General features: G+C 33.0%; 22 protein-coding genes. 1 reads left to right on the top strand and 21 read right to left on the bottom strand.

The window, feature by feature from the left end; all coding sequences use genetic code 11:
• Nucleotides 1–68: 68 nt before the first annotated feature.
• From BM153_RS01130 to rlmH, 20 genes are all read right to left on the bottom strand, one after another.
• A complete protein-coding gene (locus tag BM153_RS01130; protein ID WP_177205526.1) occupies nucleotides 69–698 on the bottom strand; it encodes an ATPase in 630 nt (209 codons plus the stop codon).
• A gap of 18 nt (nucleotides 699–716) precedes the next feature.
• Nucleotides 717–1,202, bottom strand: coding sequence for a pantetheine-phosphate adenylyltransferase (gene coaD / locus BM153_RS01125; RefSeq protein ID WP_092869933.1), 486 nt, complete (start codon nucleotides 1,200–1,202; stop codon nucleotides 717–719).
• Nucleotides 1,203–1,206: 4 nt separating this feature from the next.
• Nucleotides 1,207–1,761, bottom strand: a complete 555-nt coding sequence (gene rsmD, locus BM153_RS01120) for a 16S rRNA (guanine(966)-N(2))-methyltransferase RsmD (protein WP_092869932.1) — start codon at nucleotides 1,759–1,761, stop codon at nucleotides 1,207–1,209.
• Between the two features lie 132 nt (nucleotides 1,762–1,893).
• Nucleotides 1,894–3,903 (bottom strand): hydantoinase/oxoprolinase family protein, encoded by a 2,010-nt coding sequence (locus tag BM153_RS01115; RefSeq protein WP_177205525.1) that lies wholly within the window; start codon nucleotides 3,901–3,903, stop codon nucleotides 1,894–1,896.
• A gap of 272 nt (nucleotides 3,904–4,175) precedes the next feature.
• Entirely contained in the window at nucleotides 4,176–5,447 is a 1,272-nt protein-coding gene (purD, locus tag BM153_RS01110; protein WP_092869930.1) for a phosphoribosylamine--glycine ligase, read from the bottom strand.
• A gap of 40 nt (nucleotides 5,448–5,487) precedes the next feature.
• The gene (gene purN, locus BM153_RS01105; protein ID WP_092869929.1) at nucleotides 5,488–6,114 is read right to left on the bottom strand and encodes a phosphoribosylglycinamide formyltransferase; all 627 of its coding nucleotides are present in this window, start codon (nucleotides 6,112–6,114) and stop codon (nucleotides 5,488–5,490) included.
• Nucleotides 6,115–6,127: 13 nt separating this feature from the next.
• Nucleotides 6,128–7,153, bottom strand: coding sequence for a phosphoribosylformylglycinamidine cyclo-ligase (gene purM / locus BM153_RS01100; RefSeq protein WP_092869928.1), 1,026 nt, complete (start codon nucleotides 7,151–7,153; stop codon nucleotides 6,128–6,130).
• Between the two features lie 37 nt (nucleotides 7,154–7,190).
• Nucleotides 7,191–7,703 (bottom strand): 5-(carboxyamino)imidazole ribonucleotide mutase, encoded by a 513-nt coding sequence (purE, locus tag BM153_RS01095; protein ID WP_092869927.1) that lies wholly within the window; start codon nucleotides 7,701–7,703, stop codon nucleotides 7,191–7,193.
• Nucleotides 7,704–7,733: 30 nt separating this feature from the next.
• A complete protein-coding gene (locus BM153_RS01090) occupies nucleotides 7,734–9,833 on the bottom strand; it encodes an aminopeptidase (RefSeq protein WP_242949046.1) in 2,100 nt (699 codons plus the stop codon).
• Between the two features lie 28 nt (nucleotides 9,834–9,861).
• Nucleotides 9,862–10,227, bottom strand: coding sequence for a DUF6142 family protein (locus BM153_RS01085; protein ID WP_092869926.1), 366 nt, complete (start codon nucleotides 10,225–10,227; stop codon nucleotides 9,862–9,864).
• Nucleotides 10,228–10,241: 14 nt separating this feature from the next.
• Nucleotides 10,242–10,409 (bottom strand): hypothetical protein, encoded by a 168-nt coding sequence (locus BM153_RS13570; protein ID WP_177205524.1) that lies wholly within the window; start codon nucleotides 10,407–10,409, stop codon nucleotides 10,242–10,244.
• A 13-nt stretch (nucleotides 10,410–10,422) separates the two neighbouring features.
• The gene (gene pyrE, locus BM153_RS01080) at nucleotides 10,423–11,097 is read right to left on the bottom strand and encodes an orotate phosphoribosyltransferase (protein ID WP_092869925.1); all 675 of its coding nucleotides are present in this window, start codon (nucleotides 11,095–11,097) and stop codon (nucleotides 10,423–10,425) included.
• A 12-nt stretch (nucleotides 11,098–11,109) separates the two neighbouring features.
• Nucleotides 11,110–12,012: a dihydroorotate dehydrogenase gene (locus BM153_RS01075; RefSeq protein ID WP_092869924.1), complete on the bottom strand. Its 903-nt coding sequence runs from the start codon at nucleotides 12,010–12,012 to the stop codon at nucleotides 11,110–11,112.
• Nucleotides 12,012–12,785, bottom strand: coding sequence for a dihydroorotate dehydrogenase electron transfer subunit (locus BM153_RS01070; protein WP_092869923.1), 774 nt, complete (start codon nucleotides 12,783–12,785; stop codon nucleotides 12,012–12,014). The genes BM153_RS01075 and BM153_RS01070 overlap by 1 nt, the downstream gene beginning before the upstream one ends.
• A gap of 24 nt (nucleotides 12,786–12,809) precedes the next feature.
• A complete protein-coding gene (pyrF, locus tag BM153_RS01065; protein ID WP_092869922.1) occupies nucleotides 12,810–13,733 on the bottom strand; it encodes an orotidine-5'-phosphate decarboxylase in 924 nt (307 codons plus the stop codon).
• 45 nt (nucleotides 13,734–13,778) lie between these two features.
• Entirely contained in the window at nucleotides 13,779–15,062 is a 1,284-nt protein-coding gene (locus BM153_RS01060; RefSeq protein ID WP_092869921.1) for a dihydroorotase, read from the bottom strand.
• A gap of 22 nt (nucleotides 15,063–15,084) precedes the next feature.
• Nucleotides 15,085–15,423 carry a PilZ domain-containing protein gene (locus BM153_RS01055; RefSeq protein ID WP_177205523.1) on the bottom strand — a complete coding sequence of 113 codons (339 nt, stop codon included), beginning with the start codon at nucleotides 15,421–15,423 and terminating at the stop codon, nucleotides 15,085–15,087.
• A gap of 214 nt (nucleotides 15,424–15,637) precedes the next feature.
• Entirely contained in the window at nucleotides 15,638–16,219 is a 582-nt protein-coding gene (locus tag BM153_RS01050) for a TerD family protein (RefSeq protein ID WP_092869919.1), read from the bottom strand.
• A 75-nt stretch (nucleotides 16,220–16,294) separates the two neighbouring features.
• Complete coding sequence (locus BM153_RS01045) at nucleotides 16,295–18,370, bottom strand: LTA synthase family protein (protein WP_092869918.1); 2,076 nt, start codon at nucleotides 18,368–18,370, stop codon at nucleotides 16,295–16,297.
• A 136-nt stretch (nucleotides 18,371–18,506) separates the two neighbouring features.
• The gene (rlmH, locus tag BM153_RS01040; protein ID WP_092869917.1) at nucleotides 18,507–18,986 is read right to left on the bottom strand and encodes a 23S rRNA (pseudouridine(1915)-N(3))-methyltransferase RlmH; all 480 of its coding nucleotides are present in this window, start codon (nucleotides 18,984–18,986) and stop codon (nucleotides 18,507–18,509) included.
• Nucleotides 18,987–19,124: 138 nt separating this feature from the next.
• Between rlmH and BM153_RS01035 the strand changes: the two genes are divergently transcribed.
• Entirely contained in the window at nucleotides 19,125–19,697 is a 573-nt protein-coding gene (locus BM153_RS01035; RefSeq protein WP_092869916.1) for a xanthine phosphoribosyltransferase, read from the top strand.
• A gap of 155 nt (nucleotides 19,698–19,852) precedes the next feature.
• Here BM153_RS01035 and BM153_RS01030 read toward each other — a convergent pair whose 3' ends face one another.
• Nucleotides 19,853–22,594, bottom strand: coding sequence for an FtsK/SpoIIIE family DNA translocase (locus BM153_RS01030; protein ID WP_092869915.1), 2,742 nt, complete (start codon nucleotides 22,592–22,594; stop codon nucleotides 19,853–19,855).
• Nucleotides 22,595–22,619 lie beyond the last annotated feature (25 nt).

The following is a 22,619-nucleotide window of genomic DNA, read 5'->3' as shown; positions in this document are numbered from 1 at the left end:
AATCTTTGGAAAAAGATAGCTACAACCCTTTGATTGTAGCTATTCTCAAGTCGTATGTTAAAAATTTATTACATTGTTTTCAATTCTGTTTGCTTATCGCTTTTTGCTTTACCATTTTTATCGTCAGTTTTTTCATCTTCCTCAACTGATGGTTCAGCCTGACTTTGTGCTAATTGTGAACGATTCATTTTAACGATTTCATCACTTTCTGTAAGACCTTTTATAAGTGATTTAAAGTTATTATTTGCAGTATTCATTGAATGCTGAATAATTCTTTCAAGATTTCCCAACATATCATCTGTATAGGAAATAGCCGATGAACGGATATTATTTGCATCTTCTGTAGCACTGTCAAGGATATCCTGAGCCTGAACAGTTGCAATTCTGACTATCTCATTAGCCTGCATATACGCCTGCTGCATTATTTCATGTTCACTGACAAGCTGGTTTGTCTGAACTGCTGCCTGACGAACAATCTCGTCAGCCTTTTGTTTTGCGTTTTTTATAATATTTTGTTCATTTGAAATAATTTTCTTATATTGTCTAATCTCTTCAGGTGCTTTCTCACGAAGATCCGCAAGTAAAACATCTATCTCATCTTTATTTACTAATATAGTTGAACTTGATAAACGAGAATGTTTACAATTTGAGATATATTCTTCGATTTCTTCAACGATTTGTTCAATTCTGCTAGCCATACAAACGCTCCTTATTCTTTATTTTATTATACCATATTTAGCATAAATTCTTTCCTCAATAAATTCCGGTACAAAATGAGATATATCTCCCCCATAAGAAGCTACCTCACGAACAATGGTAGAACTTAAATATGCATATTCCAGACTTGTGGTCATAAATATGGTTTCTACACCTGGAGAGATGACTCTGTTCATCTGGGCTATCTGAAGCTCCGATTCAAAATCGGTAACAGCCCTAAGCCCTCTGAATATAACATTTGCACCTTTTCCTTTAACAAAATCCACAGTAAGACCGTCAAAGGTTTCAACACTGACATTTTTAAAATCTTTGACCGCTTCCTGAATCATTTCTACTCTTTCTTCTATGGAAAAAAGAGGTTTTTTAGCCGAATTTTTAAGGACTGCAACTATAAGTCCGTCACTCATATGAGCAGCTCTTTTTATAATATCCATATGACCCAAAGTAATCGGATCAAAACTTCCAGGATATATTCCCTTTAGCATCACTTTACTCCTTTAATTTCCTTTTTACAAAAACATGTTTATTTGTTTTGTAGATTTTTTCTCTAACTATTTCAAAACCGTATTCCCCGAGAAAATCGAAATCTTCATCTTTTTGCGCCTCTGCAATAATCAATGTGTCTTCATGAACATATTTTAAACCTGAAAGACTTTCAAAGGTCTTTTTATAGAAATCTGCTTTGTAGGGTGGATCTAAAAAAACTAAATCCAAATCGTCAACAATATCATAAATGCCCTTCATAACATCTGCTTTTATAATACTGGCTTTGTTATCTAATTTTGTATGTATAAGATTTTCTTTAATACAATTAATGGCTTTATTGTTATTTTCAATGAAATAAGCTTTTTTTGCACCACGACTTAAAGCTTCAATTCCTATGCCACCGCTACCGGCGAAAAGATCTAAAAAAACGCAGTCATAAATTTCAGAATTTAAAATATTAAAAAGTGTTTCTTTGATACGATCTGTTGTAGGGCGTGTATTTAGTCCTTCCACAGTTTTTAAACGCATACTACGTGCACTTCCGGCAATAACTCTCATATAAGTTTTTCCTTTTAAACTATTTTATCTGAATTTAATCACAAATACCGGCTCAAGAGTGTTAATGACCTAATAACTCTTGAGCCATCATACATAATTAATTATAAAGTTAGGCAGAAAATGTGTCAATGATTAAAACTCTATACGACCCAAAGCTGTAACTGTAACATGGCTTTCCGTAAAGACTCTGACCATTTCTTTTGACATTGTCCGACCATCATTTATTTCAATTTTAAATTCAATATTATTTTTTCCTGCACCTCTTTCAACGGCTTTTTCGTAGGTTTCTTTCTTTAATATCTCGATGGCTTTTTGTTTCGCATCATTAAGCTCTGAAAAATAAATATTTTCTTCGCTGGAATACATGGTATAACCTCCACCTATCACAGGTCTTATTTCGATTGTTTCGTTTACTATTATATTTCCGTTTATGGCACCAAGAGCATTGGCAACCTCATAATGCTCTGGAATATAAAGCTTTGCATTAAGCAGTTGACATACCTTTGGAAGAAAGATTTTTATAGGTGCACCTATTCCGATGATGTCGCAGTTTAAATTTATTGTATCTTTAAAAAATGTTTTATTTTCGTTTTCATAATTGTCATCAAAACTTTTTTCAAGATAATGTATCGTTCCTTCATCTACACCGTTTCTTCTAAAGTACTTATCTTCTGCTTCCAGTAAGGCTCTTGAAATATTAACATAGAGTTTTTTCATTACCATTTTGTAAGACAGCTCTGCAATTTCGTCACAATTTAACTTTGGTCTTAAACAATTTCCCACATAGGTTGCTGCTATTTTTGCTGCTTCAGTGTCAAATTCGCTAAAGTCCCCTTTTATGTGCATCATATCTGTAGGAGTAAGACCTGCATACATAATTATTCCTTCTTTTTCAAGTCTTTCAACCTTAAAATGATATATATCAGAATTCATTTTTGCAGTGGCTTCTTTTAAGCATAATGGCCCGTTTTCTTTTAGAATTTTACAGAATTGTCTTTCTTTTTCCGTATAATTTTTGTTTTCGGAAATATCCTTTACTAAAACATAGTACTCCTGAAGATTTCTAACAGAACCGTTTTTTTCCAGTAAAAGTTTCTTTAATTCTTCTTTTACTCTTGGCACTCTTGATGCCAAAACACAAAGAGGAATCACCCTTTCTGTATCTAATACCAGTTTTTCGCCCTGATATCTTATGGCACTGTCACCTCCCAGACCTATTGTATCAATATAAAGTCCTTTTACAAAAGTTTTCCAATCACCGATTTTTACACCATCTGTAACGGAAACAGGAACTTTATCCTTTACAAGAGCCATATCCGTGGTTGTACCTCCCATATCAATAACCATGCAGTTTTTTGTATCTGTTAAGGTAATTCCACCCATTACGCTGGCAGCAGGTCCACAAAGAATAGTTTCTACCGGATATACACTGGTAAATTTTTCTGACATCAAACTTCCGTCACTTCTTACTATTCCTACAGGAACATCAATTTGTCTTTCTTTTAATACCTTTCTAATGGCACCTATGAATTCTTCAATTACCGGAATAAGTCTAGCATTTAATAAAACAGAAGAACCTCTTTGTATAGCATTTAAATCTGTAAATAATTCATTACCACAAACAACCGGTATGTTAAGTTCTTCGCTTATTATTTTTTTGGTTTTCTTTTCTACCAATGCATTATTATTCATGGCAAATAGTTCTGCTACTGCTACTGAATCGCATTCATCAAACCATTCATGCATGTTTGACTTGAATAATTCCCAGTCGACTTCTTTCTGATACCCGCCATTATATATAGGATAACTGTCCTGAAAGTATATCTCATCAGCATCAAACAAACCATATTCTGCACCGGAATTTACAACAGTATTTTTATCTATACCCCAAAGTATAAGTTTTGCTCTTCCTCCTTTTCCCTCAACACAGGCGTTTGTAGCCATTGTTGTGGAGAGTCCTATCAAATTTGTTTTTCTTAAAATATCCTGATTCAGCAAATCCAAAACCTTTGCAATACATATAGTGAGGTCGTTTTTTGTAGTTCTGGTCTTTGCACTGTCTAATACTTTCTTATTTTCAAAATCATAAATTACCGCATCTGTATAAGTTCCTCCAGTATCGATGCCAACTCCTATTTTCATTTTTAATACCTTCCTTTCAAATTGCATTTTTACATTTTAAAATAAAATGTGTTTCTTATTTGCAATTATATATGTTTATAATAACAATTTGTTTAGTAAATGATAACAAATATTTAGCAAGAAATAAATAAAATTGTTCAAAATATAAAAGGTTATAAACCTTGAAAATACGGATTTTAAGAATAAAAAAATGTCTTTTATGATATACCGTTATGTAAATCATAAAAGACATTAAACATTATTCTACTTATCTTGTACAGGAAATATTCATCTTAAGCCTCATCAATTGCTTTTCCAATGTCATTTCTCATGTACTTATTCTGGAAATTAATCCATTTTGTTGCCTCATAAGCATTGGCACGGGCTTCTTTTAAATCATTTCCCTTGGCTGTAACTCCTAAAACTCGTCCTCCATTGGTAACAATTTTACCGTTTTTTAAGGCTGTTCCGGCATGAAATACATAATAACCTTCCTTGTCATCAAACTTTTCAAGACCTTCTATTGGGAAGCCTTTTTCGTATTTAACAGGATAACCATCAGATGCCAAAACAACGCATACTGCAGCATTGTCTTCAAATTGTAAATCAATTTCATCTAATTTTCCATCTATACATGCTTCAATAACATCAATTATGTCATTTTTCATTCTTGGAATTACAACTTGAGCTTCCGGGTCTCCAAATCTTGCATTATATTCCAATACCTTAGGACCTGACTGGGTAAGCATGAGGCCAAAAAAGATAATTCCTTTAAATTCACGGCCTTCTTGTGCCATGGCATCTACGGTTTTCTGATAAATATTTGCTTTACAAAATTCGTCAACTTCTTTTGTATAGAAAGGTGAAGGTGAAAATGTTCCCATCCCCCCTGTGTTTAACCCCTGATCTCCGTCTTTTGCTCTTTTATGATCCTGGGCTGAAGTCATGGTTTTAATGGTTTTTCCGTCTACATAAGATAATACTGATACTTCTCTACCGGTCATAAATTCTTCTATAACCATTTCATTTCCGGCAGAGCCAAATTTTTTATCAAGCATTATTTCTTTTACACCTGCCTTAGCTTCTTCTAAGCTGTTACAGATTAAAACACCCTTTCCTAAAGCAAGTCCATCTGCTTTTAACACAATTGGAAAGCTGGCATTTTCAAGATATTCCAAAGCCTTATTGGCATCATTAAAGGTTTCATAGGCAGCAGTAGGAATATTATATTTTTTCATAAGATCCTTTGAGAAAGCTTTTGAACCTTCTAATATTGCGGCATTTTTTCTTGGACCGAAAACTCTTAAACCTTCTTTTTCAAAGGCATCAACTATTCCGCCAACTAAAGGATCATCCATGCCGACTATGGTTAAATCTATCTTTTCTTTTTTGGCAAATTCTGTTAATTTATCAAATTCCATAGCTGTAATAGGAACAAGCTCTGCTATTTGACTTATTCCGGCATTTCCCGGTGCACAATATATTTTTTCAACTTTTGGGCTTTTAGAAACCTTCCATGCAATCGCATGCTCTCTGCCACCGCTTCCAACTATTAAAACTTTCATTTCTTCCTCCTATTCTTTACAACATAACCGTAAATAAAACTTACTCTTTTATATGAACTTTATTATTTAAGACTTCAATTCGCCCATTGGCGATATAATCAATGGCCTTAGGCATTATATTCCATTCAGCTTCTTCCATTACCCTTCTTTGTAAAACTTCCGGGGTATCATTTTCCAATACTTTTACCGGTTTTTGAAAAATAATAGGACCTGTATCAGTACCGGAATCTACAAAATGAACTGTTGCCCCTGTATATCTCACGCCTCTTTCAAGAACTTTTTCGTGAACTTTTAAACCATAATATCCGTCACCGCTAAATGAAGGAATAAGAGACGGATGAATATTTATTATTTTATTAGGATAATTTTCAATTATTTTTTCAGGCAGTACTACTAAAAATCCGGCTAATACTATTAAATCAATATTATTTTCTTTAAGTACTTTTATCAAAGCATCTGAATATTCTTCTTTTGTGGAAAATTCTTTAGGAGATATGCAAATATTTTTTATATTGTTATTATGAGCTCTCTCTAAAGCATAGGCATTTTTATTGTTGCTGATTACTATTGAGATAGAAGCATTAGTAATTTTTTTATCGTTAATGGCATCAATAATTGCCTGAAGATTTGTTCCTCCACCTGAAACTAAAACTGCAATTTTTAACATATGATTTCCTCTCTTATTTAAGGGTAACACCCTTATCACCTGCTACAATCTCACCTAAAACATAAGATGTTTCTCCTGAAGATTTAACAGCTTCTAAAGTTTTTGTAACATCATTTTTATCTACTGCCAATACCATACCGATTCCCATATTATAGGTATTGTACATCATCTGCTCTTCTATGTTTCCGTCTGTAGCAAGCATCTTAAAGATTGCAGGTACTTCATAAGATGATTTATTTATAACAGCATTTACTCCATCATGAAGCATACGAGGAACATTTTCATAAAAACCGCCACCGGTGATATGGCTACATCCTTTAACGGTTACGCCTGCCTCTTTGACACATCTAAGGGCTTTAACATAGATTTTTGTAGGCTCAATAAGTGCTTCACCCAGTGTCTTTCCAAGGCTTTCATAATGTGTGTTTAATTTTTCAAATTCCATAGGAAATACTTTTCTTACAAGTGAAAATCCGTTGCTATGAACACCTGAGGAAGCAATTCCTATTAAGGCATCTCCGGCAGCTATGGTTTTTCCGGTTATAAGTTTTTCTTCATCTACTACTCCCACAGCAAATCCTGCAAGGTCGTATTCATTTTCAGGATAAAAGCCAGGCATTTCAGCTGTTTCTCCACCTATTAAAGCTGCATTTGACTGCTTACATCCTTCTGCCACACCGCTTACGATAGAGGCAATCTTTTCAGGATAATTTTTCCCACAGGCAATATAATCCAGGAAGAATAATGGCTCTCCACCGGCACATGCAATATCATTTACACACATTGCTACGCAATCAATACCAACTGTATCATGTTTATCTAAAACAAATGCAAGTTTTAATTTTGTTCCAACACCGTCTGTACCGGAAACCAGGGTAGGTTTTTTCATATCTTTAAAGGCACTCATGGAAAAGGCACCGGAAAATCCACCAATATCTGTCAGAACTTCAGGTCTCATTGTTTCCATAACATGTTTTTTCATTAATTCTACCGATTTGTATCCGGCTTCGATGTCAACACCAGCGTTTTTGTAATCCATTTTAATCCTCCAATTATTAATATTTATTAATTATAAATTACATATTCTTAATGTATTCTTCAAATCCAATATTTTGAAGCTTTTCATCTTTGGCTTCTACCTGTTGTCTTAACTCATCTGTATATGCTTTAAGCTTTGAAAGAAGTTCATCATCTGAAACTGCAAGTATTTTAGCTGCTAATAAAGCTGCATTTACTGCTCCATCAATGGCTACGGTAGCCACAGGAATTCCGGAAGGCATTTGCAGGATTGAATAGAGAGAATCCCTTCCTCCTAAGGATTTTGTATGCATTGGAATTCCTATTACAGGAAGTGGAAATATAGCCGCAAACATTCCAGGAAGATGAGCTGCCATTCCTGCACCGGCAATTATTACCTTGAAACCGTTTTTCTCGGCATTTTTTGCATATTCAAAGAACTTTTCAGTTTGTCTGTGGGCTGAAATGATGGTCATTTCATATGATACTCCTAATTTATCCAGAGTTCTGGCAGCTTTTGCCATTACAGGTAAATCTGAATCACTTCCCATTACTATTGCTACTTTTGACATTATGTACCTCCATTTATTGCAATCTGGTTATTATAGCTGGTCAAAAACCTCATTTAGCTTTTCACAGCCTTCTAATACAAATTTTCCATCTTTGATTATTAATGTTTCATTGTTATTATTGTCTATTGCTGATATTTTTCCTAATTCATTATAGGGAATTGTTATATCAGTATGACAGTTAAAATATGCTTTTGACATATCGGTTTTTCTGTATTTGGAAGTTATTTCATTATCTTTTGCAACTATTTCTTTTCCGTTTGGATTATGAACCTCAATATCCTCACATAAACTATAGCAGGTATCTCCAACTGCAAAATGGGGACCTGTTTTTTCTGCAATTAATATAGGCAATATATTTTCTATATTATATTTCTTTGAAACTACATATGCCAGGGTGTTAGTTCCAATTGCAAATTCTCCCATAGGTAATGTTTCTCTTTGAAAAAGAATATTATCTTTAATGTATTTTTTGTTTTCTTCTTCGGTATTAAAGTTTGAGCAATTATAATCAACAATCATACCATCTTTAAATTCTATAGTTAAATCTTTATATAATAATCCGTCTAAATATACATTGGAAACATTTAAAATTCCGTTTGTTCCTTCTAGTACCGGGGAAGTAAAGACCTCTCCTAAAGGTATGTTTACATCTGCAAGACAGTTTTCAAAGTTTTCTTCTTTTTGGGTATCATTAACTTGAAAAAGTGAAACTTTTAAATCTGTTTTATTATTATTCATGCCTGTTATATGGGCATATTTTGCAGTATTTAAAACATCAATAAGTTTTTCATGAATTGGTCTGTAAACAGAAGAATCCAAAGTATTTATCTTTATGATTTCATCAAATATTTCATCAAAATTCTCACCGATTTGGGCAACCGGAAAAGAAATAATTGAAAAACTTCTTTCGGAACTTTTGACATAATTATTCAATAATTGCATGGATTTATTATTAAATTCTACTTTTAAAGATTGTTTGTCTAAAGGATAATTCAGGGATTCTTCCTTTATCTCAGGATTAAAAGGTTTTTCCCCAAATGTTTCTATAACAATCGGGCCTGCATAAAGGCTTGCAAATTCCCTGTATTTTTCATAAGATGCCTTTAAAACTCCTAATTTTCTTTCCATAAAGGGTTTGTCAAAGTATAATGACATATCATCTTTATGGTCATACTCAAATTGATTATTTGCAAAATCACCGTAATAACCTCTTTTTGAAGCACTTCGTCTTCCGGTAAGGGAAAGTGTGCTGTTTCTGTAAATAAGAGCTTCAAGTCCGATTTCTCTAAGATTTTCTATGATTTTTTTAACTAGAATTTCGAAACCTGTAAGATATTCTATGTGATAATATTTCTTTTTGGAAAGATCTTTGTTGGTAAGAACAAAACCTTCTCTAAAACCATTTGTAATGGTATCTGCCATAAGTTTTATCTTGTCTTTATCAAGATTGTTTAAATACCTGGCCATTGAAAGCTGGTTTTGTCCCACATATTCTCCGGATAAATAAAGATAACTCAAATCCGAAAGGTCACATTGTTCAATGATTTTTTTCATAAAATCTCTGTCAGGGCTATATAATGAAGCAGTTCTTTCTTCAGTAATAAGGTCGCTGTAATCAGAGTTGAACCAGTATAAAGTATCAAAAATCGCCTTTCGGGAAGGATTTTCATCCTGTTCAAACAGATTATATATTTCAATAAAAAGTTCTGTATAAATACAGATAAACTCTTTTCTGTTTTCAAATACATCTGGAATAATTCCTCTGATGTCAGCATACAAAAAAGAAAGAAGACTTCCATATTCCCTGCCTAAAATCTTGACAGCTGTCTTTGGATTTGCATAACTATTCTGATAATTTTCACCACAGATGTCTTCATATAACTTTTTATTGATATTTTGTAACTCTTCAAGATTATGTTGAAAATATTTCTTTGAAGAAATATCTTCATTTAATTCAAATAAATATTTTAAGAATTTAGCAGTTTTTATAAAATAATCCCTGTAAGTTTCGGAAACAGTGGTCTCTTTTAAGATTAATTCCAATCTTTCCTTACATAACAAAAGCCTTTCACTTGCTGCTGAATTTTCTTCAAAATATAATTTTTCATAATTACTAATTGTATCTATCAATTGATGTATCCTCTACTTTTAAAAAAACTTACCACCATAATCCATAGGTCCCTGATATAAAAATTGTTATCCATAATATCAGGATAAAAAAATTAAACAGCGTGGATATTTTAGATATGGTATAGGTAGAATCTATGGTATTAAAACTTTGAAATCCCATATAAATTCCGGATATTGATAAAAATATGGAAAAAAAACCTACTGCACCTATAAACAGCGTAGCCTGTCCTTTGCATAAAAATGAATAAACTGTAAGAGCAGCAAATAATCCCAGGGATACGATACCTGCAATCAATGCAACTATTCCCACATAGTTAGGATTTTTAGTACTAAATAAATACTTTTTCCTGCCATATTTTTTCCGGTTTCGTCTTTTACCTGCTATTTCAAACATATCTTATCACCAGACTAAAATAACAGATCAGACTTATTTTTTAATAATCTTGCCCCATTGACAATGTTTATTACGCCTGCTGCAATACCGGTTACAAGTATAACTATACCCACTGCAATCCCCATGGCACCGGTAATACTCATTAATTTATAGTTTTTTTCATTTGAGTTTGAACTGTTCATTTTCTTCCCTCCATTATTTAGCGCCATATTCTTTGTAATATTCATCTATTCTGGCTTTGATTTCATCATCTATAATAATTTTTCCGTTTAATGGTTTGTTATATAAATGTTCTATTACTTCTGCCATGGTTACTATAGAGGTTGTTTTAATGCCATAGGTTTCTGCAATCTCTTTAAGGGCGCTTTTCTCACCGTTTCCCCTCTCCATACGGTCTACAGATACAACTAAACCTAAAACATCTACATTTCCCTGCTCTTTTAATATAGGCATTGTCTCTTTAATAGAGGTTCCTGCTGTTGTTACATCTTCTATAATTACAACCTTGTCACCATCATTAATAGGACTTCCAAGTAAAATACCCTTATCTCCATGGTCTTTTATCTCTTTTCTGTTAGAACAATAATTTACATTTTTGTTGTAAAGATCTGCCATTGCAATAGATGCAGTTACCGAAAGAGGAATTCCCTTATATGCCGGCCCGAATAAAATATCAAAATCTTCGTTAAAAGAAGCATTTAATTCTTGGGCATAAAATTCGCCCAGTTTTTTCAACTGCATTCCACTTCTATAAAATCCGGTGTTAATAAAAAAAGGTGTTTTTCTTCCACTTTTTGTTACGAAATCTCCGAATTTTAAAACATCACATTCTATCATAAATTCAATAAAGTCTTTTTTATATTGTTCCATATTTCCTCCAGATTATTCAACAATTCCTCTGATATCTGAAATATCATTTATATTGTTTTCTTTTAAATATTTTTCTATTCCTTCAATAACTTCTATTGTTACATTCGGGTTCATAAAATTAGCCGTTCCAATTGAAACTGCAGTTGCCCCGGCTAAAATAAACTCTATAGCATCTTCAGCTGAGCTTATGCCACCCATGCCGATTACAGGAATATTAACACTATGGGCTGCCTCGTAAACCATTCTTAAAGCAACAGGTTTTATTGCAGGACCTGATAATCCTCCTGTTTTATTTGCCAAAGCAAATGTCCTTTTATTAATATCTATTTTCATTCCAGTAAGTGTATTGATTAAAGAAATTGCATCAGCTCCACCAGATTCAGCTGCTTTTGCCATTTCTGAAATATCTGCACAATTAGGACTAAGCTTCATAATAAGCGGGATTTTTGATACTTCTTTTAAAGTAGAGGTTATTTTTTCAACCGCTTTAGGGTCTTTACCAAATGTTATTCCACCTTTTTTTACATTTGGGCAAGATATATTTATTTCTAATAAATCAACCGGTTGTTCGTTTAATCTTTCTACAGCTGTAACATATTCTTTTGTAGTATGTCCACATACATTTACAATTATTTTTGTATCATATTTTTGTAAAAATGGAATATCTCTTTCGATGAATGTATCAAGTCCAGGATTTTGAAGTCCAATAGCATTAAGCATTCCACTTGCGGTTTCTGCAATCCTTGGAACGGGATTACCCTCCCATGGTACAATGGCAACTCCTTTGGTCACTACAGCTCCCAGCCTTGAAAGGTCTACAAATTGGGAATATTCCATACCGGAACCAAATGTGCCTGAGGCAGTCATAACAGGATTATTTAATGTAACCCCGGCAATATTTACACTTGTATTCATTACATTACTACCTCCTTGGATAAAAATACCGGTCCCTCTGTACAGATTCTTTTATTATTAACCTGTGTGTGGGCATCTTTATTTTTGGATTTTGTCATACAACCAAGACATGCCCCTATTCCGCAGGCCATTCTTTCTTCTAATGACAACCAGCATTGAATATTTATTTCTTCACTTTCAGCATATTCTTTTATTGCTTTTAACATGGGCATTGGGCCGCAGGCATATATTATATCACCACTTATGGCATTTTCTTTTATTGAATCAAGAACATTTCCTTTTGTTCCATATATACCTGAAACCGTGGCAATATGAACATTTCCATATTTTTCAAATTCACCATCCAAAAAAAGTTCATTGGAATATCCAAGGACAATATCTTTTTCTCCCGGGAATGTTTTGGCTAGTTCCAGCATTGGAGGAATACCTATTCCACCACCTATTATTATTGCATGTTTTTGCTTTATTGGAAAACCGTTTCCTAAAGGACCTGTTACTTTTATAGTATCGCCGGTATGCAATTTTGAAAATTCATCAGTACCTTCACCTATAACTCTGTAAACAAGTCTGATTGCCATATCAGATTTGTCTATTTCGCAAATACTGATTGGTCTGGGAAGTATTCTGCTTTTATCTTTACAATATAGATTTAAAAATTGTCCTGCTTTGGCAACTTCGGCAATTTTATCTGTTTTTATCCACATGGAATTAATGCCGGGTAATAATTCTTCCTGACGGATTATTATGGCTGTTTCATAATACTTTTCAGTCATCTCATAATCTCCTTTTTATGATAATTATTTTGCAAGGGCGCCTCTGACATCATCAAGCATATCCACTACAGCTTTTCTTGATGCATCTGCAAAATTGTCCTCACCAAACTCACTGTATTTTTCCTGTTGCCATGCTGCAATGATTCCTCTGGATGAATTAATAATTGCGCCTAAGCCGTCCTTATTAAAGAAATTAACTAAATCGGCACCTTTTCCGCCCTGAGCACCATATCCAGGAACCAATATATAATTATTAGGCATTATTTTCCTTAATTCTTTTCCAATCTCAGGATATGTAGCTCCAACTACTGCTCCTATGTTGCTGTAATCTCCATCCATACATTCCTCTCCCCATGAAGCAACTTTTTCTGCTACATGTACATATAGAGGCTTGCCATCAATTAGTCTGTCCTGAAATTCTCCACTGGAAGGATTTGAGGTTTTTACTAAAACAAACATGCCTTTATTGTGAGAATTGCAGACTTTTGTAAATGGATTAATACCATCACTTCCTAAATATGGATTTACAGTAATAAAATCTTCATCAAAAGGTTTGAAAGTTTTATTTTTTATGGTAATACTGCCAAGATGACCTATGGCATAGGCTTCACTTGTTGAACCGATATCTCCTCTTTTTATATCTCCGATTACAACAAGTCCTTTTTCTTTTGCATAGGATACAGTCCTTTCAAAAGCTTTTACACCTGCACTTCCAAACTGTTCATACATTGCTGATTGAGGTTTAACTGCAGGAATTAAATCATATACATTATCAATAATCTCTTTATTAAAAAGAAAAATTGCTTCTGCTACACCTGCCAGTGTTTCTCCGAACTGTTCAAATCCGATATTCAATATTCTTTCCGGAATGAACTTTAGTTGTGGGTCTAAGCCAACTACTATAGGCGAATCTTTTGTTTCGATTTTTTCAATAAGTTGTTTAATCATTTTATCTCCTTTTATATCTTTAGAGAATTTATTATCCTTTTAATTTTATTCTTCGTAAGAATTATATTTAATATTACCTGATACTATTGTGTATTTCACTTCACCTTTTAGAATTTTACCATCATAAGGAGTATTTTTACCCATTGATGCAAATTTTGAAGAGTCAACTGTATAAGTTTTATCAGGATCAAAGATAACAATATCTGCTACCTTGCCTTCTTTTAAACTTCCTTTATCAATTTTTAAAATTTTTGCGGCATTATAACTGGTAATCTGTGCCATCTCAAGGGGTGTTATAAGACCTTTATCCAAAAGATAAGTTACTGTGACACCTAAAGCTGTTTCCAGGCCTGTTATACCAAATGGCGCAGAATTAAAACCACCAGCTTTTTCATCTGTATGATGAGGCGCGTGGTCTGTAGATATAACATCAATGCTTCCATCCCTTAACCCTTCTATAATGGCATTTACATCATCAAGCGTTCTTAAAGGTGGATTCATTTTAAAATTAGCATCATCTTCTTTTATATCATTGCTTGAAAGTGAAAAATGATGTGGACAGCATTCAGCAGTAACTTTTAATCCGTGCTGTTTTGCAAATCGAATTATTTCAACCCCACTTTTGGTTGAGACATGGCAGATGTGAAGTCTGGCACCTGTCATATTTGAAAGAAGAATATCTCTTGCAATTATAATATCTTCTACTTCGTTAGAAATTCCCTTTAGGTGAAGTCTTTTAGCGTTCGAATCATCATTCATAACTCCGCCATCTACAAGATTTATGTCTTCGCAATGTGCTAAAACCAACATATCTGATTCTAAAGCTATTTCCATGGCATTTTTATAAATCAATGAATTCATAACTGATTTTCCGTCTTCTGAAATGCCAATGATACCTGCATTTTCCATTTCTTTAATATCAGCTAATTCTTCACCAGACTGATTCTTTGTAATTGCACCTATTGGAAGTATATTACAAAGATCTGCATTATCAGCTTTGCTTTTAATATATTCAACCACTTCAGCATTATCACAAACAGGTTTGGTATTAGGCATGGCACATATGGTTGTAAAACCACCTCTTACGGCAGCTTTAGCACCACTTTCGATGGTCTCTTTATGAGTAAGACCCGGATCTCTTAAATGTACATGCATATCGATAAACCCCGGCATAACAAAACACCCATCAGCATCTATAATCTGATCGGCTTTGCAATCAATAGTAGGAGAAACTTCCGATATCAAGTCATCTTTAATAAGAATATCAAATTTTCCGTCTCTTTTTGTGTCAGGATCAACAACCCTGCCATTTTTAACTAAAATATTCATTTTTGAAAATCACCCTTTGATTTTATTCATTAAACATCTGATATACATCAAATTTTAGAAGCTCATCTTCTGACATTCCTATAAATTTACATCCATAATAAATTTCATCATTTTCATCATTTATTCTAACTATTTCTATGATGACATCTATCATTTCTTCGGGCCAGATAGAAAGCTTAGTCTCGTAAAAAGACCCGATTTCCAGTTTTTTTTCCGATTTAAAACCTAAACCGTTTCTGGAAATATCCTGAACAAGAACATTTATATATTCACCCACGCCTTTTTCGTTAGAATCCAACTTTTCAAGTATTATCTCTTCTTTTAAAAGTAATCTTCTGTTGAATCTCCTATCAAATCCCATACCCCTACTCCTTTTTTCCATACGTTTTATTTTATTACAAAAATTATTATCAGACAATAACTAATTTTTAACAATAAAAAAGGATATTTGGAAGAATTATTGTTAAAACTTACTTTTAAATAATAATCCCCAAAAAAAGGGATAGTCTATTAGTACAGTTATCCTTGAAGATAAAAGAACTAAAACCTATCCCTATATTATATTTAATTAATATTTAGCCTGCATTAATTCCATAATTTGCACAAAGTGCAGCAAGTCCGCCCTGGAAACCACTTCCGATAGCATTGAATTTCCATTCACCATTATGTCTGTATAACTCACCAACAACAACTGCTGTTTCGATAGAAAAATCTTCTGCCAAATCATATCGAATAAGTTCTTCATTGTTAGCCTCGTTTACAATTCTAATAAATGCATTTGAAACCTGACCAAAGTTTTGACCTCTTCCATCAGCTTCATAAATTGTAACTGTGAAAGCAATTCTTGAAATATTTGCCGGAACATTGGCAAGGTCAATATAAATCTGCTCATCATCGCCCTCTCCGGCACCGGTTAAATTATCTCCCATATGCTTAACGCTACCACTCGTATGTTCAAGATTTCCATAGAATACAAATTCCTTGTCAGTAGGTGCTTTTCCATCTTCTCCAACCATAAATGCAGCAGCATCAAGGTCGAAATCTCCACCTGTATCATAAGCATTTACATCCCATCCAAGTCCTACTAATATTTTTGAAAGGCCAGGATTTCCCTTTGTAAGATCGACTTTTTGTCCTTTAGATAAATTAATTGGCATTTAAACATCTCCTTTGTAATAAATTTTACCTGAGTATTTAGCAGGTATTTTTTATATAATAGTTTATCGGTAGACTTACTCTTCTTTATCTCCATTGTCAGGAGTAATATCAGAAATCTTAGGAGCAACATATTTAAAGGTGTTTGAGCTTCTGAAAATAGTATCCTTGGATCCCACCTGATTAACTACTATTTCATCACCATCATTTATTAATGATGAGTCAATCAAGAGTTTATTGGAGCTTGCATAGGTAGTTGAAACTTTCTCTCCATTGATATATACCCTGCTCCACGGTGTGAAATTCAATCCAAAAATTGCAATCTGATCATTAATTGTGTTGTCTACTTTAGTTATTTTTACTTCTGAAACTCCCATAATAAGATTGCTGGCAGGATAAAGTTCTTCACCATTATATGCATATTTTTTTCCATATAATAAATCATATTGTAATAACTCAAGTCCGCTTAAATAACTGTCACTTTCAGAAGTATTACCTGTTATTTCAGCATTTTGATGATATCTGAAGATTGTTCCTTCATGTATACCAAGTTCCCCGGTTATTTTGGCCAAAAGCTGGTAAGAAGTTATATCTTCATCATTTTTCTCGGCTCCAAAATTATTCCAGGTAATATATTTTGTTTTGAAAATGCTTCCGCTTTTAACCTCTTCGTCGCTGAGGTTGTTCATTGTCGGATAATGATCACCAAAGAAAACAATCTCTGTTTTTTCATCTCTTTTACTTACTTCTTCAATAAGATTTTTAATAAAATTATCCACTTCATGTATTTCATTCACATAATATTCCCATTGATTATTGTCACCTTCAGTCTCAGCACCGGATACTTTAACATAAGGATTTTGAATAACTTTTTCTGTAGGATATGCCCCATGAGCCTGAACGGTAATTGTATAAACAAAGTCGGATTTATCTTTTGTGGAATCCAACGCTTTAGTAACTTCACCTACTAGAATATCATCTGTTGCCCAACTACCGGTAGGCGTATAGCTTTGAATATTCATAAGTTCCTTTGAAGTAAATGTATCAAATCCCATCATTGAAAAAGCATTAGTTCTACTGTAAAAATTACCGCCGTTATTATGTACAACATGAGTTCCATAGCCTATTGAGCTAAGGTCAGAAGCGATACTTTCACAAGATGTTGTCTTTAAAACTGTTTTGTAAGGATATTCTCCAACTCCAAAATACTTCATGCTCATACCTGTTAAAATTTCAAATTCGGTATTTGCAGTTCCGGCTCCAACAACAGGTACTGTCAGATATCCACTGGTATAATTCTTTTCTAATTTTCTGAAAGTAGGAATCGGATCTTTAGAAAGATTCAAATACTTAATCTCAGTAGGATCAACAAATGACTCTAATAAAACAACAATAATATTAGGCTCATCGTCTTCTTTAACAGTTGTATTTTCTATATTAACTGAATCTTCAATATTTTTTATGCTGGTTTCGGAATAAGATTCTGGTTCACCCATTCCTGTTCCTAAAACTGAACTGGTAAAACCGTAAACAAAACCGTATTTTTTATAACCTTCAGCGATATTTTCAAAATAATCAGTAAGAATATTGCTGGAAACTGCTGCATTCGTAACTCCCTGATAAACAAAGGATGTTGCGATTATGATAAAAATCATTACAACTCTGTGAGTTTTTCCTTCATATACCGGTGCTTTTATCATAATAAAAATCAGGATAGCAATACCGATAATTACAGCTATCAAAAGCCCTATTTGCTGATAAATGCTAAAGTATGAATCAAGCATGGTAAAAAGGTCACCAATCAGTTTTAAATCAGTGAAATTAAATGGTGTTACTCTGTTTGCTAAAACACATCCATTTGCAATTCCAAGAACGCACCAAAGAGTGGTTAAAAGACATCTGGCAAAGGTTCTTCTTCTAACCAGATATACAAGTAATAATGTTACAAAAATTATAGCAGCATTATAAAGGAAAGTCAGCGGACTGCGAAAAGCAAAAGCAAATCCGTCAATTATTGAGTGTCTGGACACGATTTCAATGAATAAGCATATCATACATGCCAGAATAAACTGTAATAGCAAAGAGTACTTATTCATTTTATTAATAATATCGTTATCATTAATTTTATTTTTCAAATCTCGAAAAACTTCCATTTTATTACTCCTTTATTCACATAAATTTCTATAAATACAAAGATAAAAACCTTTCAAATCTTAGCACATATATCTTAATTATTCAATGAATTGATGCAAATATTAAAAAAAAATTAAACAAATCATATGATATTTGTCATTTATGATATGGTTCATGGTGAATTATCTTAAATGCCCGATATATTTGTTCTAATAATATTACTCTCATAAGCTGATGTGGAAATGTCATTTTTGAAAAGCTAAGTTTAAAATCAGCCATTTTAATGATTTCATCAGAAAGTCCTATGGAGCCTCCTATTACAAAGGTAAACTCACTTTTTCCTGATAGCATTTTTTTATCAATCAAATCTGATAATTCTATTGAATCAAGCATATCCCCCTCAATGGCTAATACTATTAAAAATGCTGAAGGAGAAATATGTTTTTTTATTCTTTTTCCTTCTGTATCCTTTATTTTATTTTCCTCAGCTTTTGATGGGTTTTCTATTGTTTTTTCATCTTCAACCTCTATTATATTGATTTTAGAATAGGCATTTATTCTTTTATAATACTCTTTTACGGCGTCTTTTATATATTTTTCTTTTAACTTACCTACAGCGATTATATTTATCTTCATTATTTTTCCTCTTTAAAGCCATTGTTTTTTGAATAAAAAGTTTTTAAATCAATAGTCTTTGTGATATAATTGTACCACACATGAAAGAATTGATTTTAGATGTGTTATATTATTAAATAGAAAAATTGAGGTGTCAACATGAAATTATTAGAAGACAAGATTTTACAGAGTGGTCGTGCTATTAATGAAGATATCCTTAAAGTGGATAGCTTTATTAACCACCAGGTAGATGTAAACTTAATGATTGAAATTGGTAAAGAATTTGCAGAATATTTTAAAAATGAGCCAATTACTAAGGTTGCAACTATCGAAAGTTCTGGTATATCTCCTGCTATTATGACAGCTATGGCTTTAAATGTACCTATGCTTATCTTAAAAAAACAGCCATCAAAGGTTTTGAATGACAATTTGTATCAGACTGTTGTTACATCTTTTACTAAGGGAAATAATTATGAACTTACCCTTTCGGCAAATCAGATTAGTGAAAATGACCATGTTTTAATTATTGATGATTTTCTTGCAAATGGTGAAACAGCCACAGGTGCTATCAGACTTATCAGAATGGCACATGCTACTGTTGCAGGTCTTGGAATTCTTATCGAAAAATCATTCCAGCCGGGAAGAGAAAAATTAGATGCTGCCGGAATAAATGTTTATTCCCTGGCAAGAATCAAAAAAATGGGTGCTGGATTTATCGAATTTATAAATTAATCAAATATAGTATTATATTCTTATGGATTTGCTATTGCAAGTCCGCCTTTAACTCCCCAATGAGAAATTTATTTTATATAATAGAAAATCTTCTATATTTCTTTGTAAAATATAGAAGATTTTTTATTGATTAATAAAATTTGCAATTCTAAATTTTATAAATTGTTTTCTTGTACATATTGCAGAAAACCAACCTCATCCATAAGAATTTTCCTTGGTTTTGTTCCTTCTTCTCCACCTACAACTCCTGCAAAACAAAGTTGATCCATAATTCTCGCAGCCCTGTTAAAGCCAACACTAAGAGTTCTTTGAAGCATTCCTATGGAAGCTTTCTTTTTTCTAATGATTAACTGTCCTGCCTCTACAAATAAAGGATCCACATCGTTATCGGACTTGGATTTTGAGCCTGAAGGATTTGTAACAATATATTCTTCAAAATTAGCCTTAACTTCTTCTTCTTCCGGAACAGATTTGCTCTTTAAGAAATCTACTACCTTGATTATTTCATCATCTGAAACAAAAGGTCCCTGAAGTCTTTGTGGTTTAGCATAATCTTGAGGATAAAAAAGCATATCTCCCTTTCCCAAAAGTCTTTCTGCACCAACACAGTCAAGAATAGTTCTTGAATCTATACCGGAAGAAACTGCAAATGCAAGCCTTGAAGCCATATTGGCTTTGATAACACCTGTAATGACATTTACAGATGGTCTTTGGGTAGCCAATACAAGATGTATTCCAGCTGCTCTGGCTAACTGTGTTAGACGCTGAATGGAATTTTCAACCTCTTTGCTGGCTAACATCATCAAATCTGCTAATTCGTCTATAACTATCAAAAGCTGATACATTTTCTTCATAGGTTGATCTGTATTTTGAGATTTTTCAGCTTTTTCGTTGTAACCTTTAATGTTACGAACTCCATATTGAACAAAATGTTCATATCTGTCATCCATTTCTTTTTCAGCCCATTTAAGAACACCAATAGCTCTGTCCGGTTTTGAGACCACTTCATTATTAATCAGATGTGGTATTCCCTTATATATGCTTAATTCTACGACTTTCGGGTCGATAAGAATCATTTTTACTTCATCAGGTCTTGCTTTATAAAGTATGGACATAATAATGGTATTTATGCATACACTTTTTCCTGAGCCGGTTGCACCTGCTATTAGTAAATGGGGCATTTTAGAAATATCGCAAATAACATTTTTACCAGCAATGTCTTTTCCTACTGCAAAAGCAAGTTTCGGTTTAAATTCTTCAAATTCTTTAGATTCCAAAAGCTCTCTTAATGGAACTGAAACAACATGTTCATTTGGAACTTCGATTCCTATTGCTGCTTTTCCGGGAATAGGTGCTTCAATTCTTACATCCGTAGCTGCAAGATTAAGTTTTATATCATCTGTCAGACCAAGAATTTTGCTAACTTTAACGCCTTGTTCGGGTTTTAGCTCATATCTTGTAACTGTAGGTCCACAGCTTGCTCCTATTAATGTAACCTTTACTCCGAAATTTCTTAAAGTTTCTACCAGTCGCTTTCCTGTTTCAGCTATTTTTGTCCTGGAATCCATAGCTGAATCCGAATTACCTTTTTCGAGAAAATCTATAGGAGGAAATTCATATTTTGATGCAGAAACAGAAGCTTTTTCAGTTGATTCCTCAGTTTCATTATGCATCAAAGTTTCGGTTTCTATAGGTTTTATGTCGTCAGGATTAAGTATTTCTGTATCTAACGGAATAATATCATCATCATCTTCTTCAACATTAATTTCAAATACTCTGTCATCAGATAATGTATTTCCGTCCTCTAAAGCCTCTTTTGAGATTTCATCTGTATCAATAATAATATCATCTATTAAGATTTCATCATCAAGACTTTCTTCATTTATTGGTAAATCCTCTTCAAAATCTTCTTTTTTATCCTTTGATAATTTCTCTAAAAAATCATCCTTTGATATTTCAACTGTTAATTCTTCATCCAAAAGACCATCTTCAACACTCAAATCAGCATCTATAGGCTTTGGAGAATAATCAGTAAAATCATCTAAAACCGAATTTTTTAAATCTGTTTCTTCTTCTTTTTGATTTGTAGATGAAGAAACAGCCTGTTTATCTGCCTCATCACTTGCCAGTTCTTGTGCTAATTTTTCCTCTTCTTCCTTAAAATCCATAGTAGGTATTGAATATAAAACCGACTTCTTTTTGTTTTCTTTGTTTATATTTTTTTGTGGTTTTTCTTCAACATATTCTTTTTCTCTGCGAGGTTTCTTTTTAGAGGATTTTTTCTCTTGTTTTTTTCGAGATTTTTTCTTTGTTTTATAAAGCTGGTATATATCACTAAAAAGGGATTTTTCAGATATAATTATAAAACTTACAAAAATTACACTAAAATCTAATATAAATAAACCGAAGCCTCCTATTAAAGGAAACAAAAGCTTAACTACGCTTCCTCCAACAAGTCCTCCCATTGCTTTACTTTGAACTGAAGCATCATAATATGCCATATAGTCTTGTGTTTCCACATATCCTTTTGAACAAAGCTGGGCAAATACGCAAAGTCCCCACAGAAAAAATACACTTGCTATGGTCTTGATTTTGGCAACTATATTTCCTTTATTTGCAATATTAAAACATATTAAGGTAAACAAAGCTATTGGCATTAAATATGCAAAAAAACCGAATAGTCCAAAGCATACTTCAGCGATTTTTTTACCTGCAATACCACCTAATCCAAAGAGAGTTATTTCTAAAAATACACATAAGCCGAAAGAAACAGCAGGAACAACAGTATTTAGAATCAGTTTATCAAATTGTTTGTTTTGTACACTATTATTTTTCTTCCCGGATGTACTTCTTTTTTTTCTGGCACTCCGGGATTTGCTTGCTTTTCTAGCTGCCATTATAATCCCCTTTTTTTAATAAGTT

Source organism: Acetitomaculum ruminis DSM 5522 (assembly GCF_900112085.1).
GTDB classification, from domain to species: Bacteria; Bacillota; Clostridia; order Lachnospirales; family Lachnospiraceae; genus Acetitomaculum; species Acetitomaculum ruminis.
Note: the sequence above shows the minus strand (reverse complement) of the source record. Positions and strands in the feature narration are given on the sequence as shown.